Source organism: Nocardia sp. CA-119907 (assembly GCF_050955995.1).
Classification (GTDB): Bacteria; Actinomycetota; Actinomycetes; order Mycobacteriales; family Mycobacteriaceae; genus Nocardia.
On record NZ_CP192091.1, the window covers coordinates 5,670,213 to 5,684,896 of the forward strand.

Below are 14,684 nucleotides of genomic sequence, written 5' to 3' on the forward strand. Positions count from 1 at the left end.
TTACGCCCGCGCGTGAACAGTTTGATGGAATTGCCATGCGTCGGCGATGATGTCGGCGAGGTCGGGCCGTTGCGGTTTCCAGCCGAGTTCGCGTCGCGCTTTCTCGCTCGAGGCGACGCACACCGCTGGGTCGCCGGGGCGGCGTCCTTCGATGCGTACGGGGAAGTCGACTCCTGTGACTTCGCGAACCGTATCGAGGACTTGCTGGTTCGAGTGCCCTTGGCCGTTGCCGAGATTGAAGATGTCGTGGCGGCCTGGCTCGACGACGTCGAGAGCGAGTAGGTGGGCCGCTGCGAGGTCGGCGACGTGGATGTAGTCGCGGATGCATGTGCCATCGCGGGTTTCGTAGTCGGTCCCGAATAGCGTGAACGTGTCACGCTGGCCATCGGCGGCTTGCAGCAGGATCGGTATCAGATGCGATTCCGGTTCGTGCCGTTCTCCCAGGTGGACCCCGTCCGCGGTGAGCACCGCTCCGGCGGCGTTGAAGTAGCGCAGCGTTGCCGCGCCGAGGGTGTCGGAGGCTCCGCATTCTCCTGCGATGAGCTGGTCAACCGTGGCTTTGGTTGCGGCGTATGGGTTCTTGGGTCGGACTTCGGCGGTTTCGTCGAAGGCGGTGGTGCCGTCGCCGGTGTACATCGATCCCGTGCTGGAGAAGATCAGGCGGGGAACCTGTGCGGTGCGGATCGCGCGCAGCAGTGCCAGTGATCCTTCGATGTTGTTGTGCCAGTATTTGTCTGGGTTGCTGACCGATTCGGCGACTTCGATGCTGGCAGCGAAGTGCAGCACGCCGTCGAACCGGGCTTCGGGGGTGAGGATATCGGCGACCTGGTGGACCGACATCTCATGGAATCGGGCCGAGGTGGGCAGGTTGGACTCGAACCCGGTGGAGAGGTTGTCGATGATCTCGACCTCGTGGCCAGCGTCGACGAGCTGGTGGGCGACGACGGAGCCGATGTATCCGGCGCCGCCGGTGACGAGTAGCTTCACAGGATTCGAATCCTCCTTGGTAGCAGTGCTATTCAACAATTCCGGTGGCGACGATATAGCCCTTGGGGTCACGCCAGACCTGCCCTGGGTGGCTGGTGAACCACCGGTGGATGTCGGTGGCGACGTCGGCGAGGATGCCGTCGCGGTGTGGGCTGTCGGCACCGACGCCGCAGAAGGAGGCCATAGCCTCGGCGAAACGGATCAGCGGCGCTGCGGTGTCGAAGACGAGGGCGTTGTCGAAGCGGTTGATGCTTACGGTGGTGAAGACCTCGGCCATCATTTCCGGCAGGCTGTCGGAGTTGACGCTGTTGGCCAGTTCCGCGACGGGTTCCAGTCCGTAGCGACGAGCGTGGGAGGCGACGAGATCGCCTGTGCGGCTGCATGTTCGCGCGTGGTTGACCGTGAGGACCACCCGGCCGCCGGGGCGGGTGATGCGCTGGAATTCCCGCAGCGCGGCCACAGGGTCTGGTACGTGGTAGAGCATGTGCCGGGCGGTGGTGCGGTCGAACTCGCCATCAGCGAACGGGATCCGGGTGGCCTCGCCGTGTACTGCTTCGACGCCGTTGATCGCGGTGGCGGCTGCGACCATTGCCGCGGAGTTGTCGACGCCGACCAGGCGGCCACGGTGACCAGTTTCGGCGAGGTGGGCGAGGAACCGGGCGTCGCCACAGCCGATATCGGCCAGCGACTGTGTCTCGGCCAGGTCGAGGACGGCTAGGACTGCGGCGACCGGGTCGTCGGGGTGCTCGCTATGGCGGGCGTGGGTGTCGATGCGCGCCTGCAGTGGTGTGGTCGAGGAGTATTCGGAGTTCAGGGAGGGGGTGCTGGTGCTCATCGGCGGGTGTATTCCTCGGTGGTGGGGACGGCGGCGGGGTAGTGCAGATGTCCAGCGGTTATGGCCAGGATCGGGGTGGCGAGCACTGTCAGATCCTGGCGGGGGTCGCCGGGGACAGCGATGAGGTCGGCGGACAGCCCGGCGGTGAGCGTACCGGTGCTGTGATCGATGCGGAGCGCTTGCGCGGCGCGGCGTGTGGCCAGATCGATCACCTCCGCCGGGGTGAGACCAAGGTCGAGGTAGGTGGGTAGCGAGTGGGCGTACTTGTTGTGCGGGGTGCGTGGGATGCCGGAATCGGTGCCGGGTACCAATCGCACGCCAGCACCGAGCATCACGGTGAGCTGTTCGCGGCGCACCGCCCATGGGAGTCGACCTCGTGCGGTCATGGCTTCGTGGTTGATGGTGGGGCACACCATGATCTGCTGTGTGGCGATGGCGTTGACGAGGCCGAGATCGAAGTCGAATCCGCCGTCGTCGGTCATCCATGTGCAGTGCTCGATCGAGTCGACGCCCACGTCGACCGCTTGGCGGATCCCCGTGATGCCGTGTGCGTGGGCGGCTATCGGTAGCCCGTGGTCGCGGGCGGCGGCCACGATCACGCGCAGTTGGTGGTCGCTGAACTGTGGTTCATACGGTGAGCTGGTCCCGCTGACGGTGAAGCCTCCGGTCACCATGACCTTGATCCATTCCGCGCCGCGTGCGGCGTTGGCGGCCACGAGGCGAGCGATCTCGCTGTCGGTGGTGACCGCACCGCCGAGGCTGTAGCAGTGTCCGCCCGGGATCGTCAGCGGGATAGTGGCTTTCAGTACTCGGGTGGGCGGCGTGGTGGTGGCGAGGGTGTCGCTGTCGACGTAACGGGGCGCGCCGAGGTCGCGCACCGTGGTGATTCCAGCAGCTGCCAGCTCGCGCAGTGCGCGCCGGATCGTTGCGGCGACCGCGAGACGCGTGTCGTGTTGGATCGCGGGCCGTGGGTGGACCGCGCACCCGAAGGCCAAGTGCACATGCGCGTCGATCAATCCGGGCAGGATCGTCGACTCGCGCAGTCGGATCCGCTCGACACGATGCCCCCTCCAGTCTGATAGCTGCGCTTCGGTGGCTCCTACCCAGGCGATTCGGTCATCGGTGGTGATCACCGTGCCGGGTGAATGCAGTTCACCGGTCCCGGTGAGGACGCGGTCGGCGTCGATGATTCGAACCCTCACCGAATGGCCTGCGGTGTTGTTGCGGTGTGGCGGTCCGGGTCGGCGAACACCTCGATCACCAGAGTGCCCGGCGCGATAGTGGCCGCGTGGGGTTGATGGTCGGCGAGGCTGAAACTCTCACCGGCGCTGAGCATTCGGGTTTCGGAGCCAAGGCTCAGCTCGACGCTGCCGCAGATCACCACACCGATCTGCGGGCCGTGTCGATGACACGGCACCGTCGCCCCGCTGGGGAATGACCAGAGCACCACCTGACCGTGTTCGCTGGCAAGCAGATGCCCTCGGCCTCCCGGGTACGCGGTGTCGATACTCGGGAGCTGGTGCACCCAGTCAGGCCATTCATCCATGCGCGGGTCTCCTCGCGGTCGATGGGGTCACGGCGGCGGGGCCGTGATAGTCAGCAACAGGATGCGCACCAAAGTTGTGCGGTCCGAGCCAGCCGTAGTAGTCGCGGCGCAGAGCCTGCACGTGCTGGCGCAGCACCCGGTTGGGGTGATCGATGCCGCGGTCGAACTCCACCGGCGATATCCGCATCAACGATTCGAGCGCCCCATGGGCGGTGGTCAGGGTTTCGGGATCGATCGCGTCCGAAATCACGTGCAGTGCTGCGGCGGCAGCACATCGCAACTCGGGTGGTCCGTACAGGATGATCGTCGCTGCCAGTACCGCGTGCTGGAATCCGTCGAGCAGGTGCGTGCGTCGGCGGCAGGTATGCAGCGCCGCGATCAGTTCGCGGTGACCGGCCGCAACGCCGAACAGCGCGCACGCGGACGCCATGACCAGCTTGTATGCCTGCTCGGTGGGGATCGGCAGCCCTCGGTCGTGCTCGCGGGCCGCCACTAGGGCGGCGACCGTGTCACGATCGAGCAGTTCGCACACCGTCGGATCGTTGGGCAGGTCGCTGTAGCGCTGCGGGCCTTTGTCGCCGCGCGCCGCGACCGCGCGCAGCGCCTCCAGTACTGTTTTGGTGCGCCATGGGCTGGCCTCGGGTGGGCTGTCGGGACAGTAGATCGTCGCCAGTTGATGGGTAATCCCTTCCAGCCCTTCGCGTTTGCCGATTCGCGGGGTTGCGACCCTGGTCAGGGCAGCACCGGATAGCGGGCGTGCGGCGGCGTGGTGCAGGTCTGCGCCGAACCGGCCCGCCACTCGATGCAGATGCGAGCGCCCCACAATGAACACCGTGGTGTCGATGTCGGGGTGGTGCTCGAGCACGCTGAGCGCGAACTTCTGCACGCACGCTTGGATGTCGGCTGGCTGGTCGACGACGGCGATCAGGTCGACGTCGGAGGCAAGGGTGAATGCGCCCGCGCGATGTCGGACTGCGGGCTCCCCGCGCGCCAGCGAGCCGGACACGCACACACTCACTGTCTGGCCGAGGTGGGTGTGTGCGCAGTCGCGCACCGTGGCGGTGTAGATGTCGAGGTGCTGGTTGACCTGGGCGCGGGCGGTCGACGGGGTGCTCGCGCTGTGGGTGAACCAATCGTGCACGGTGCCGGTCATGGCGGGCCTGCGGCTGCGTCGATGATTGCCGACATTTCCTGGCTTCCCAGGCCACCGGCCATCGCCGCGTCGAACCGGTCGGCGACCGCTGCGAGCACCGGCGGGACCTGGTCGCCGAGCGCTGCCAGGGTGTAGTGCACATCTTTGGCCAGGACCGCCAAGGCGCAGTTGGTGAGCGGGTGCTCGCCGCTGAGCATCGCTTCCCCGTAGGCCGACGCGACCGGCGCAGCCCATCCGTGCTCTGCCCACACGTCGATCAGTTGGTGGCGGTTCAGGCCGAGCGTGGTTGCGGCGGTGAGTGTTTCGGCGAGTGCGGTCAAGATGGTCGCCGCAAGCGCGTTGTTGAGCAGCTTGAACTCCGCCGTCGCGGCGGCGCTCTCGACGCGGACTACATCGCGGGTGACCACGCGAAGCAGCGGATCAGCCACAGCGAGGTCGGCCGTCGTGCCCGTGACAAATGCCAACAGCGTGCGGTTTACAACCCCAGGGCGGCTGCCAGTCACCGGCGCCAGCACGGCTCGCGCCCCTGAACCGGTAGCCTCGCGCATCCACTGGTCGGCGTATTGCGGTGAGAGCGTCGAGCTTTCGATGACGATCGCACCATCGGCCGTCTCGAGTGCGCCGTCCTGCCCGAACCACACCGCCCGGGAGGCTGTGTCATCGTGCACGAACGACCAGACCGCAGCCGCACCTTCAGCGGCCTGGGCTGGCGAGGCGCACACGATCGCGGGCCCGTCGATCGCTACGGTGGTGCGGTTGTAGCGGCGCAATTCGAAACCGTGAGCGTGCAGGGTATTCGCGACGGCATTGGCCATGATCCCGGCACCGAGCACCGCTACGGTGTTCGAGTCACCCATCGCGACCCACCTTCACGTACAACAGCCACACCATCGTGGGAGCGAACTCGGCCCGAATCTCCAACTGCGGGTATCGGGCGGCGACGTCCACCGAGGCAATGCAAGCGTCGACCTCGGCATGTGCCGCCGCTCGCGCGGCCAGCGGTTTCGCTTGCACCGAAACCTGCCGCGCCCCAGAGGCATACCGGGTGGCGAAAACCCGGGTCGCTGGATGAGTGGCAACCGTCGCGATCGCCCGACCGATATCGCGTCGCACCGCCATACACATCGGCTTGGTCGGACTTTCCCAACACCGCTCCAGCCGCAGCACGCCGGTGTAGGTGAAGTGCTGGTCCACCCACGAATCCACCGCGCGAACCTCCGCATCCAGCGCCAGATATCCCGCCGCGACCAGCGCCCGCAGCCCCGGGTTCTCGGCAGCGGCGCGCATCGCATCGGGGAAGGAATCGACCAAGCGCACCCGTCCGCTGTGCTTGTCGGCCTCAGCTTGAGCGTCGGTGCCAGAAGGACCCAACGTGACGATCGGTGCATCCACACGAAACACCGCTGGTGGCTGCTCGCACACCGTGATCGCCTCATTCGGACAGCACGCAGCAGCCGCACGCGCCCGTTCGATCGCTATCATGGTGCCATCGACGGCACGGGCAGCGTCATCAGCGAGCCGTAGATGAGGGCTGGCGATCGGCAAGCACACTCCGGTGCCCGCGCAGCGGTCGCGGTCGATGATCAGTCTCGCGTCCATACCACGTCCAATCGTTCGAGGGAACGCACCACACGGCCGTGCCGCCAGATCCCGCCGTGAGCGGGATCCGCCAGGCGCAGCCCCGGCAGCCGGGTGGTGAGGATTTCCAGGGCGGCGCGGGCCTCCAGACGGGCCAGGCCCGCGCCGACGCAGTAATGGGTGCCGTGCCCGAACGCCAGATGCGCGATCTTCGGGCCGCGATCGAGCATGAGGTCGTCCGGGTGCTCGAACACGTTCGGGTCGCGCCCGGCGGCGTGCATCGCCGGAATCACCGCCTCCCCTGCCCGCACCAGCACCGGCCCCAGCTGCACATCCGCAGTCGCGACCCGAGTGAAGCCGCCGCCCACCCCGACCGGCACGAACCGCAGCAACTCCTCCACTGCCGCCGTGATCGCGTCCGGATGTTCGACGAGCTGCTGATAGTGGCGCGGCTCGCGCAGCAACGCGAACAGCGCGCTCGACAAGAACACCGTGGGTGATCCTCGGCCGCCGATCAAGCAGGCGATGATCAGGTTCAGCACTTCATCATCGCTACGCGCGGACTGTCCGAGCATTCTGAACAACCCGTTCGGGCTCTCGACACCGATCGCGCGTGCCAGCGCCTCGCACTCGCCCCGCGCGGCGGCCAGGGTTTCGGCGGTGGCGTCTCGCGCGGTGAGCGCATCACCGAGCGCGAAAACCTCATCACGAAAACGCATTGGTACGCCGAACATTTCGCACACCACCGCAGCCGCGAACGGCTCAGTGAAGCCAGAGACGATATCGGCCGGTTCCCGGGATACCTCCAGCTCATCGACCAAGTCGCCCGCAAGCGCGGTAACGGCCGGAGCCATCGCCGCGACCTGGTGTGGGGCGAACATGCCCGCGATCTGGATGCGCAGTTCGGTGTGCTGGGGTGGATCCGTTGCCAAAATCGCCGACGGCGGAAGCACTTCGGTCGAAAGGCGCGCTACCTGCGGCTGATTCGCCTGTTCCCGCGAGAACAGAGGATCAGCCAGCACCCGCCGCACCAAGGCATGGTCGGTCACCAACCATCCTCGTGCGCAGCTGGGTAACTCGATCGCAGTGATCGGGCCGCAGTCGCGGTAGGCCGGTTCCAGATCCAGCGTGTGGGTCTCCCCGAACGGGTACCGCAGCGGACACTGGGTTGCCGGTTGATCGTGGTTCATCAGGACACACTCCTTCGTTTGAGGCCACGAGTGAGAAGTCAGTCTCGCCACCGGAATTCGTCGAGATTGTGGTCTGGTGACGACCGTCGAAGTACTTGGCCACCTCTGTCCGCGACCGGTAAATGATCTGGGTCGTGCTACCGGCGGCCTGCGCCGTCTGTGCGATGAACTCCGGATCGCTTTCGCCGGAGCAGTGGGTGAAGATGAAATAGCTTCCCGGCGCTCCGCGCGCCGGTCTCCGCTTCAGGTCGGACAGGGCCTCCGGAGCGCTGGGACTCATGCGCTGGCCCGGGAAAAGAACGCGGCGACTTGGCACCCCGGCGGAGGAGGAGCTGACACCCCGCCACCGGGGCCTTCTGGGGTCACCCACGCGGCGAGAGCCCTGTGGGCGCGGGCGATCTCGTCGCTCAGCGCTGGGCTCGGGTCGAGCGTGATGTCCAATTCCTTGAGAGCGTCCCGGAATTGGGCGATCACCTCACCCGGCACATCGCAGCGGACCGGGCGAGGTGGGCCTACGAACTCGGCTCGGTGCGGCAGTTCTCTCCGGCCGTGCATCCCTATGTCTCCCAGTCCGCTCGACAGTGGAACGGCCCCAAGGGCTTTCGCCACTGGTGGCCCGCTTGGGAGGTTAGGTCCGATGGATATCGACTAGCCATCACTTTGCATCATTTTGCAAATTTGCCTACGGAGAAGATGGCCGCACGCCACGATTGAAGGGTTATCGTGCAAACGCTCGTGCTAAGGAGCATTCAGATGCGACTACGATTTCTTGGAAAGAACACAGGTCAAGGCCAGTCACCGACGCTGTACGCCAGTGACCGAAACACCTATGTGTTGCAGGGTTGGCGGACAGATCAGGAAGGCACGATCGAGATCCCGCACCAGTTGCTCGGCTTCCTGGAGTGGGGCACATTCCTCGGCGCTCCGTTGTCCGACACGGGGCGTGGAACCTTCTTGGTCACCGGCCCACTCATCTCGGACCCAGAAACGTTGGCGCAGATGGACATACCGGATCATGAGGCAAGCATCGAACTACCGCGAGGACAGGAGATCCGCCCGGATGCGCCTACTGGACTATGACGCCGGAACTGCGGCGGTCGCGGCGGTGGAGGCTACCGCGTTTCACCTAGAACTGCGCGACAGCTACCTGACAGATCAAGAGGTGGAGCGGCTACGACGATTCCGCGCTGGCGAACCTGATCCCGACCTCGCTGAGTGGTTCGCTCCGTGGACACGGCTGGTCGGCGACCTGACCAGCCGGGGCGTCGCGGTCCAGCGCGTTCGGGTGGTTACCGAACCGCTCGGCGAGTACAGCCGGTGGCTGCATTCAATCACCGACTACAACACTGACGCCGGTGAGGAAGTCCGTTGGATGGCGCGTCATCTCGTAGACCCGGCCGAGCTGTGCACTGACGATTGGTGGCTGCTCGACGATTCGACAGTGGTATTCAGTCTGTTCGGTCCCGATGACGTACTGGACGGCTTTGCTGCGACCGACGATCCGGTGATCGCGGCGCACTGCCGCCGCGTATGGGATCTGCTGTGGCCGAAGGCGATAGCGCATCAAGACTACAGCCCTGACGTTCAACATTGAGCGGTGTCGATCAGGCCAGGCAGGCGCTCGGCGCACGACTTCGGGAGTTGCGCCGAGACGCCCGTCTGACCGGCTTGGACTTGGCCGCGCTGCTCGGCTGGCACTCGAGCAAGATATCCCGGTTCGAGCACGGCAAGCAGTTGCCCACCGACGACGAGATTCGGGACTGGTGCCACCACACCGGCGGCGAACTCTATGTGCCCGACCTGATCGCCGCAGCGCGCAACGTCCGCTCCGCCTACATGGAGTGGAAACGGCTTCACGGTGCCGGACACAGGCAGCGACAACGCAAGTCGATCGAGCTGGAAGGTGGCGCGCGGCTGCTCCGCTGGTACGAGCCCGCCCTCATCCCTGGATTGCTCCAGACGCGCGACTACGCCGCGGCGATCCTGCGAGCGTGTATCGACATTCTCGACACCGGCATAGACGACCTCGACGCCGCCGTCGAGACGAGAATGCAACGAAAAGGCGTGCTCACACAGGAGGGCCATGAGTTCCGATTCGTGCTCGCCGAGCAATGCCTCTACAGCACCGTCGGAGACGACGATGTGATGGTCGACCAGCTACAGCAGTTGGCCGAGGTGACCAACAATCGGCGAATCGCGCTCGGCATTGTTCCGAGAACCGCCGACTTCGGTGTTCCGGCAACTAACTTCGTCGTGTTCGACCGGCGCATGGTCCTAGCGGAAACCGTTGCCGCCGAGCTCACCATCACCGCGCCGAGCGAGATCGCACTGTATGAAAAGACATTCGCCGTCCTCGCCACTCATGCGGTGTACGGCGACCAGGCCCGAGCCCTGATGGCCGCCGCACTGGAACACCGGAGGAGCCAGCTGTAACCGCGTGTCCAGTGTTATCGCGGTCCGTTGTAGTCGGGCGGCGGCGGATCATTAGCCCGCGCCGGGTCCGCCAGGTATTCGAGATCGCGCAGGCGCAGCACGACAGCCCAGCCGACATCTCCCGGCGCATACCGGAGTCCGGGGGTTTGCAACACATCGAGCACCTGCTTCACCTGCTCCCGCGACGGTGGCTGGGTTACTTCGTCGCACACCACGCGGTACACCTGGTCCGCGGTGAGGTCGGCGCGCGGTGGGATCGCGTCAACGACGACGGTTACTAACCGCTCGAATGCTGTGTCCATATCGTTCCTCTTGTGCGGCAGGGGCATTCGGGGGCTCGTGGTGGCGTGTGGACAGTGGCACGGCAGACGCATCCATGAGTGCGGTCCCAGAATGGCGGTCTCCGATGCACGGGATCCAGCCGACGAGGATCCGGCCGCGCTGGAGCGGATGCCTCTTCGGGCATCGCACGGGCGCGGGCTCGACCCAGCCGTTCGCAGTGCGCACCAATCGGTCAGGCGGCACCACCCGGCCGTCGACGGTGTAGTGCAGACGGGCGGTCATCCATCAAGCATACCGCGCGGTTCGAACTTGTGTTCGATTAGAGGATTGGGCTGAGATTTCCGGTAGTGATGAAGCACAGCCGAGGACGGGACGGTCGTCCGGCGAGTTCGAACGCATACCGGAATACCGGTGACGGCAACCACGGATCCCGCGCCCGATTGAAACCCATCGAGGTCGCCAGAATCGTAGGGTGATCTGCGGGCAAACCCACCTGCCTATTCATCAAGGAACGCAGCGCATCTATGTCGAGCGTAACAACATAGTGATGCAGGCCCACGGGTTGTCGTCAAGGACAGGCGACAGCATTTGGCGAGCCACAGAACCGATCAAGCGGGCGCGCGACCGTCCAGAGCCGGGTTCTCCGCCAGCCAGAGTCGAAGCATCTCGTCCCCGACATCCTTCTGTTGACGCTTGGACAGGCCCAGGTCGGCGAGGCGTCGCTTTACGGAATCGATCAGCTGGACGTCCGCCGTCCATGGCATGTTTTGCGTTTTCGGGGCGGCGCTGTGGACGGGTGGGATCAGGAGCTCGTCGCGGGGAAACATCGTTCGCAGCCCGATCATCCGCTCGGTTGTCATCCCTACGAGACCGTCGCTGGTGGCCCAGTCGAGGATCTTGTTTGTTGTGCTTTGCTTGACGCGAGATTTGTTGTGGATGACGTCGTTTCGGATCTTGTTCAGTTCTCCCATGAACGCGCTCTTGATGTCGTTCTTCAGGAAATCCTCACCGAGCCGCCGTGAGTACGCTGCAGCAAGACGCGGTCGGTACCACTCGTCCCAGATCGCGTGGATGTAGGCGAACCACTGCCCGTAGGTCATGATCTGGATCGGCGGGAACCGATCGTACGACACCATGCCACGCTTGATACTGAGCGACGTAACTCCACTGTCCATCGCCTTGTTCAGATCGGCGGAATGCACCCTGCCCGGCGCTGGATCCAGGGCGAAGACGTACCGCCCCACGTCGAAGTACTCACCGTCGGTAGCCTTTCGCGCGGCGAGCTTCTGAGCGAGTGTGGCTTGGGCCGACAGCGCGGTGGCCAACGTCGCGAGGTATCGGGTCTCGAACGCTTCGACAACCTGCTCAACCTCCTCTTCGTCGCTCATGTTGTCGATTGATTTGAGCGCCTCACCCGCGAGCGCATCGATCTCACCGAGACTCTGCACCAGCAGTTGCGGGGTCGTGAGCGACTTGTCGAGGAACACGAGAACGGCGTCCAGTACAGGCTTGACGATGTCACGCAGCTGGGGACTGTAGATCGCCTTCCGCTGGTGCTCTTCCAGTAGGTGATGGAATACTGCCTGCCGCAAGCCTTCCTTGGTCGATTTCTCGGCGACCCCCTTGGAGGCGGGGGCGGCTTCGGCATTGTCCCGTGCGACCTCTACGAAAAACATGAGCTGCCTGAGGTTGTGCAGCCACAGCTCGGTCTCATCACTCATCGCAATGCCTCCACTTACCGTCGACCAACCGACACCGCCGCATCCTACGGCCAAGCCGGACGGCAGCGTTTGCTGCCGTGGCACTATCCGTTTCCGTTGGAACGCAGCGTGTTCGATGACATCTGCAAACCGGTGCGGGGCGTCCAGAAGGGGCCGGAGGTCGTCACGGGCAGTCAGCGTAATGCTAGGCACCGACAAGTTTTATTTCGGCAGAGCCTGCCCAGGATCTCGCGGATGGGGGACCGGCCCGCTAGGTATCGAGGAAGTCCCATTCGTCACCCAGCACCCAACGCAACGCCGAGAGTTTGCCGTTGAGCATTCCCAATTCGAAGGCATCGTACGGCCCGATATCCTCAAGACCGTAGGTTTCTTCGATCCGTTTACGTCCCTGACGAGCGACGCGCTTGTGCTTCTCAAGTTCTTCGGTCTTGCCCTCGGCGATCAGCTCGCGGTCATACCGCATTGAGCGCTCGTACCAAACCTTGTCGAACATCTCCTTTTCAGCGGCAAGTATCTCGTTCAGCCCGCGCGGATCGTCCGGAAACCACATCTCGGCTATGAGTTCATCCAGATAGCTATCGAACTCGTCGCGCAGGCACTGCTCGAGTCCGTCGACCCCGAGCCGATACGTGGAGTGGTCAGCGGCGAACATCTCGGCCAGGTCTTCATGCGGCTGGCGCTGGTCGCCGTGTGTGGCCGAGAAATCAAGGGAGTTCGACGTCACGAACGCGAAGGTGTCACCAGGGCCAGCATCGGTCAGGGCCGTCGCGTACATCTCGATGAGCAGTGCGTCCGCCACGCTGTTGCGTTGCCGGTGAAATGGCGCGGCCTTCGCGAGTGCCCGCGCTACCACCCGCTCTCGGTCGCCGGTAGAAGGCTCGATTCGCTTGCCCGTCCCCAGCAGTACGCGAATATCGTCGAAGTTCCGAGTGGTCAAGGCACCGCTGAGTGTCACCTGGTGCGCCCACTTGTCGAACAGTCTGAGTTCCTCGTTGCGGTAGTCCATGTCGCCATAGGCGGCAAGTTCTTGCCGGATGGCCTTGAAACGCTCGGTCAGACTGGTGGTCATCATCTTTTGGACGTTCTCGCGGTTCCGCTCGAACTCGTCCACGACTACCTGGGGCACCAACAACCGGACGTGGCCCTCGTCGACGAACGTTTGTAGTGGTCGGATCAACCGCTGACCGTCGCGAAGCTTGGCCAGGTCCAGCCAAGTCGACGTGTCGACAAACAGATCCACCACTCTGACCGCCAAGGCGTCCGAAGATTCGACTGCCATACCCCTGATCGTAAGCGGCCCAACGTGTACGGATTCGAGCGCACAGCGCATGTCGCGGTCACACGGCCGCGTCAGCGTGGTGCCGAATGACGCGGTGTGTTGGTCTGGCCTGGTCGGGCCGGGGCCAGCGGACAGTGCGGGGTGCAGGAGGAAGACGGGGCATGGGTCCGGCGTGGCCGGCACGTTTCTGCCGCGGTCGGTCGTCGGTGAGGTCACCAGCCAGTGGCGCGGCGGCCGCCGAAGGACGTATGACGTTTTCGGTCCACCAAGCGCGACCCTCCCGATCGCATCGCCAGTTTGTAGACTAACTTGGCTGTTGCTGTTCGTGCGCCGCGCGCATCGCTGTCGGTGGCGCAACCCAGCAGCGCTGAATACTCGGCTTCGTCGATGTGGTCCTCCTCTAGTGCGGAGTACCTGCGAACGAGCTCACGCCCAGCGACGACCCGAGCCCAGGCCAGGGGCGATTCGATCTTCGACCACGATTGCCACAGTTGGATCATCGTGTCCTGGGCGATGTCGGTCGCGTCCGCGACGCGCGCGCCCTGCGTCACCAGGAACCCCACCAGCTTCGCGATGTTCGCGCGGTAGAAGGCGCTGAACTGCTCGCGGTGCAGCTGCTCCAGGTTCCGTTGGACGTCGAGGGGTGGTGGGGTGCGGAGGTTGATCTGGTCGTATTCCTCGGTCATCGGTTACGGCCCGCCGACGGTCCACCCATGGTCACTCGGGTCTGCAGGCCGCCGGGGCCGTCGTGCGCCTCGGCGCTGCTGTGTTCCGGCAATGCACGTATGAGCTCGACCATCTGCATTCGATGCTCCCTGTGCCGCACAGCCTTCCACCTAAGCCGCAGCCCCAGAGCCACGACAACCGATGTGTTTCCCGTGATGCCTGCCACCAGGCTGATAAGAGTCAGATTCATCCGGCTCCCCCTCCTCCTACTGAGTTGATACTAGGAAGAGGGGATTGGGACGCCGATCGTGCACTCAAAGATCGAAAAAGATCTTCGTCCGACACGAACCCGTCGAGCTGGCCTCCGGCCCACGCGATTAGCGGGTCTTATCGGCCCCGTGAACCTATGCTCGACTTACCCTTGGAAGCGCCAAAACACCAGCGCCTCAGGGGCTGCGACGTCCAGTTTGGAAGAGCTCTACAACGAGCTCATCGCGAAACCGAAGCTGCTCGGCCATGACCCCGATCGCGACCGGCTACACACGCTGCGTGAAGAACTCGACCAGCTCGACTACCGCATCCGCGTCGAAGTTCCGGCGGGCCAGCGGTACGAGCTGAATCTGCTGAGCCGACAGGCCAATGCATCACTAACCGGCGCGGATAGCCGCGCTCAGATCGCCCGCAACGTCGCCCACGCCGAGCGCGAACGCGAAGCCCACGACGCGGCGTACCCGACGATCCTGAGTCCGCGCAGCCCGCTCGCCGACCGGGCGCCCAACGCCCTCATCCAGTCCGAACGCAACTGGCGAGAGGGCATCGAACGCGAACGCCGTGGCCATGAACTCGACCGGGTCGACGCGACACTGTCAGTGCCGGGGCAGGTGGTGGTCCACACCGTCGACGAGCGGGCATCACGAGCGCCCGACGCTAGCCGATGCCGAATGACCGTCAGACAGCCACTCGACTCACGTTGTCGTTCGTTGACCTGTGGCTCGGGTCGTCGACTAGGCTAGC

Annotated in this window: 16 protein-coding genes; 3 read left to right on the forward strand and 13 right to left on the reverse strand. The window is 64.7% G+C overall.

The features are described 5' to 3' along the window. From galE to ACQP2D_RS25110, 8 genes are all read right to left on the reverse strand, one after another. A complete protein-coding gene (galE, locus tag ACQP2D_RS25075) occupies positions 1-987 on the reverse strand; it encodes a UDP-glucose 4-epimerase GalE (protein ID WP_433678355.1) in 987 nt (328 codons plus the stop codon). Positions 988-1,015: 28 nt separating this feature from the next. Beyond that, positions 1,016-1,822 (reverse strand): class I SAM-dependent methyltransferase, encoded by an 807-nt coding sequence (locus tag ACQP2D_RS25080; RefSeq protein WP_433678356.1) that lies wholly within the window; start codon positions 1,820-1,822, stop codon positions 1,016-1,018. Further along, positions 1,819-3,024, reverse strand: coding sequence for an amidohydrolase family protein (locus tag ACQP2D_RS25085; RefSeq protein ID WP_433678357.1), 1,206 nt, complete (start codon positions 3,022-3,024; stop codon positions 1,819-1,821). The genes ACQP2D_RS25080 and ACQP2D_RS25085 overlap by 4 nt, the downstream gene beginning before the upstream one ends. After that, positions 3,021-3,368 (reverse strand): cupin domain-containing protein, encoded by a 348-nt coding sequence (locus ACQP2D_RS25090; RefSeq protein WP_433678358.1) that lies wholly within the window; start codon positions 3,366-3,368, stop codon positions 3,021-3,023. The genes ACQP2D_RS25085 and ACQP2D_RS25090 overlap by 4 nt, the downstream gene beginning before the upstream one ends. Further along, positions 3,361-4,521 carry a hypothetical protein gene (locus tag ACQP2D_RS25095; RefSeq protein ID WP_433678359.1) on the reverse strand — a complete coding sequence of 387 codons (1,161 nt, stop codon included), beginning with the start codon at positions 4,519-4,521 and terminating at the stop codon, positions 3,361-3,363. The genes ACQP2D_RS25090 and ACQP2D_RS25095 overlap by 8 nt, the downstream gene beginning before the upstream one ends. Continuing rightward, positions 4,518-5,378, reverse strand: coding sequence for an NAD(P)-dependent oxidoreductase (locus ACQP2D_RS25100; protein WP_433678361.1), 861 nt, complete (start codon positions 5,376-5,378; stop codon positions 4,518-4,520). Before ACQP2D_RS25100 ends, ACQP2D_RS25095 begins: the two co-directional genes overlap by 4 nt. Beyond that, the gene (locus tag ACQP2D_RS25105) at positions 5,371-5,913 is read right to left on the reverse strand and encodes a ferredoxin (protein WP_433678362.1); all 543 of its coding nucleotides are present in this window, start codon (positions 5,911-5,913) and stop codon (positions 5,371-5,373) included. Before ACQP2D_RS25105 ends, ACQP2D_RS25100 begins: the two co-directional genes overlap by 8 nt. Positions 5,914-6,104: 191 nt before the next feature. Continuing rightward, positions 6,105-7,289 (reverse strand): cytochrome P450, encoded by a 1,185-nt coding sequence (locus ACQP2D_RS25110; RefSeq protein ID WP_433678364.1) that lies wholly within the window; start codon positions 7,287-7,289, stop codon positions 6,105-6,107. 1,015 nt (positions 7,290-8,304) lie between these two features. On the opposite strand from ACQP2D_RS25110, the gene ACQP2D_RS25115 reads away from it, so the two are divergent. Beyond that, a complete protein-coding gene (locus tag ACQP2D_RS25115; RefSeq protein ID WP_433678365.1) occupies positions 8,305-8,883 on the forward strand; it encodes a DUF6879 family protein in 579 nt (192 codons plus the stop codon). Beyond that, positions 8,880-9,722: a helix-turn-helix domain-containing protein gene (locus ACQP2D_RS25120; protein WP_433678366.1), complete on the forward strand. Its 843-nt coding sequence runs from the start codon at positions 8,880-8,882 to the stop codon at positions 9,720-9,722. Before ACQP2D_RS25115 ends, ACQP2D_RS25120 begins: the two co-directional genes overlap by 4 nt. Before the next feature lie 14 nt (positions 9,723-9,736). On the opposite strand, the gene ACQP2D_RS25125 is transcribed toward ACQP2D_RS25120, so the two are convergent. From ACQP2D_RS25125 to ACQP2D_RS25145, 5 genes are all read right to left on the reverse strand, one after another. Further along, on the reverse strand, positions 9,737-10,024 hold the full coding sequence (locus ACQP2D_RS25125; RefSeq protein WP_433678367.1) for a hypothetical protein: 288 nt from the start codon (positions 10,022-10,024) through the stop codon (positions 9,737-9,739). A 588-nt stretch (positions 10,025-10,612) separates the two neighbouring features. Continuing rightward, positions 10,613-11,725, reverse strand: coding sequence for a hypothetical protein (locus ACQP2D_RS25130; RefSeq protein ID WP_433678368.1), 1,113 nt, complete (start codon positions 11,723-11,725; stop codon positions 10,613-10,615). Positions 11,726-11,975: 250 nt separating this feature from the next. Then, complete coding sequence (locus ACQP2D_RS25135; RefSeq protein ID WP_433678369.1) at positions 11,976-13,004, reverse strand: PIN domain-containing protein; 1,029 nt, start codon at positions 13,002-13,004, stop codon at positions 11,976-11,978. Between the two features lie 212 nt (positions 13,005-13,216). Continuing rightward, positions 13,217-13,690: an RNA polymerase sigma factor gene (locus ACQP2D_RS25140; protein WP_433678370.1), complete on the reverse strand. Its 474-nt coding sequence runs from the start codon at positions 13,688-13,690 to the stop codon at positions 13,217-13,219. Continuing rightward, positions 13,687-13,809: a hypothetical protein gene (locus tag ACQP2D_RS25145; RefSeq protein WP_433678371.1), complete on the reverse strand. Its 123-nt coding sequence runs from the start codon at positions 13,807-13,809 to the stop codon at positions 13,687-13,689. The genes ACQP2D_RS25140 and ACQP2D_RS25145 overlap by 4 nt, the downstream gene beginning before the upstream one ends. A 169-nt stretch (positions 13,810-13,978) precedes the next feature. Here ACQP2D_RS25145 and ACQP2D_RS25150 point away from each other — a divergent pair, with 169 nt between their 5' ends. Further along, positions 13,979-14,683 carry a hypothetical protein gene (locus ACQP2D_RS25150; protein ID WP_433678372.1) on the forward strand — a complete coding sequence of 235 codons (705 nt, stop codon included), beginning with the start codon at positions 13,979-13,981 and terminating at the stop codon, positions 14,681-14,683. Position 14,684 lies beyond the last annotated feature (1 nt).

Coding starts and splice junctions, on each gene's coding strand:
- ACQP2D_RS25130 (WP_433678368.1), bottom strand. CDS start 11,725: ATGAGTGATGAGACCGAGCTGTGGCTGCACAACCTCAGGCAGCTCATG.
- ACQP2D_RS25140 (WP_433678370.1), bottom strand. CDS start 13,690: ATGACCGAGGAATACGACCAGATCAACCTCCGCACCCCACCACCCCTC.
- ACQP2D_RS25135 (WP_433678369.1), bottom strand. CDS start 13,004: ATGGCAGTCGAATCTTCGGACGCCTTGGCGGTCAGAGTGGTGGATCTG.
- ACQP2D_RS25080 (WP_433678356.1), bottom strand. CDS start 1,822: ATGAGCACCAGCACCCCCTCCCTGAACTCCGAATACTCCTCGACCACA.
- ACQP2D_RS25125 (WP_433678367.1), bottom strand. CDS start 10,024: ATGGACACAGCATTCGAGCGGTTAGTAACCGTCGTCGTTGACGCGATC.
- ACQP2D_RS25110 (WP_433678364.1), bottom strand. CDS start 7,289: ATGAACCACGATCAACCGGCAACCCAGTGTCCGCTGCGGTACCCGTTC.
- ACQP2D_RS25095 (WP_433678359.1), bottom strand. CDS start 4,521: ATGACCGGCACCGTGCACGATTGGTTCACCCACAGCGCGAGCACCCCG.
- ACQP2D_RS25100 (WP_433678361.1), bottom strand. CDS start 5,378: ATGGGTGACTCGAACACCGTAGCGGTGCTCGGTGCCGGGATCATGGCC.
- ACQP2D_RS25145 (WP_433678371.1), bottom strand. CDS start 13,809: ATGCAGATGGTCGAGCTCATACGTGCATTGCCGGAACACAGCAGCGCC.
- ACQP2D_RS25090 (WP_433678358.1), bottom strand. CDS start 3,368: ATGGATGAATGGCCTGACTGGGTGCACCAGCTCCCGAGTATCGACACC.
- ACQP2D_RS25115 (WP_433678365.1), top strand. CDS start 8,305: ATGAGGCAAGCATCGAACTACCGCGAGGACAGGAGATCCGCCCGGATG.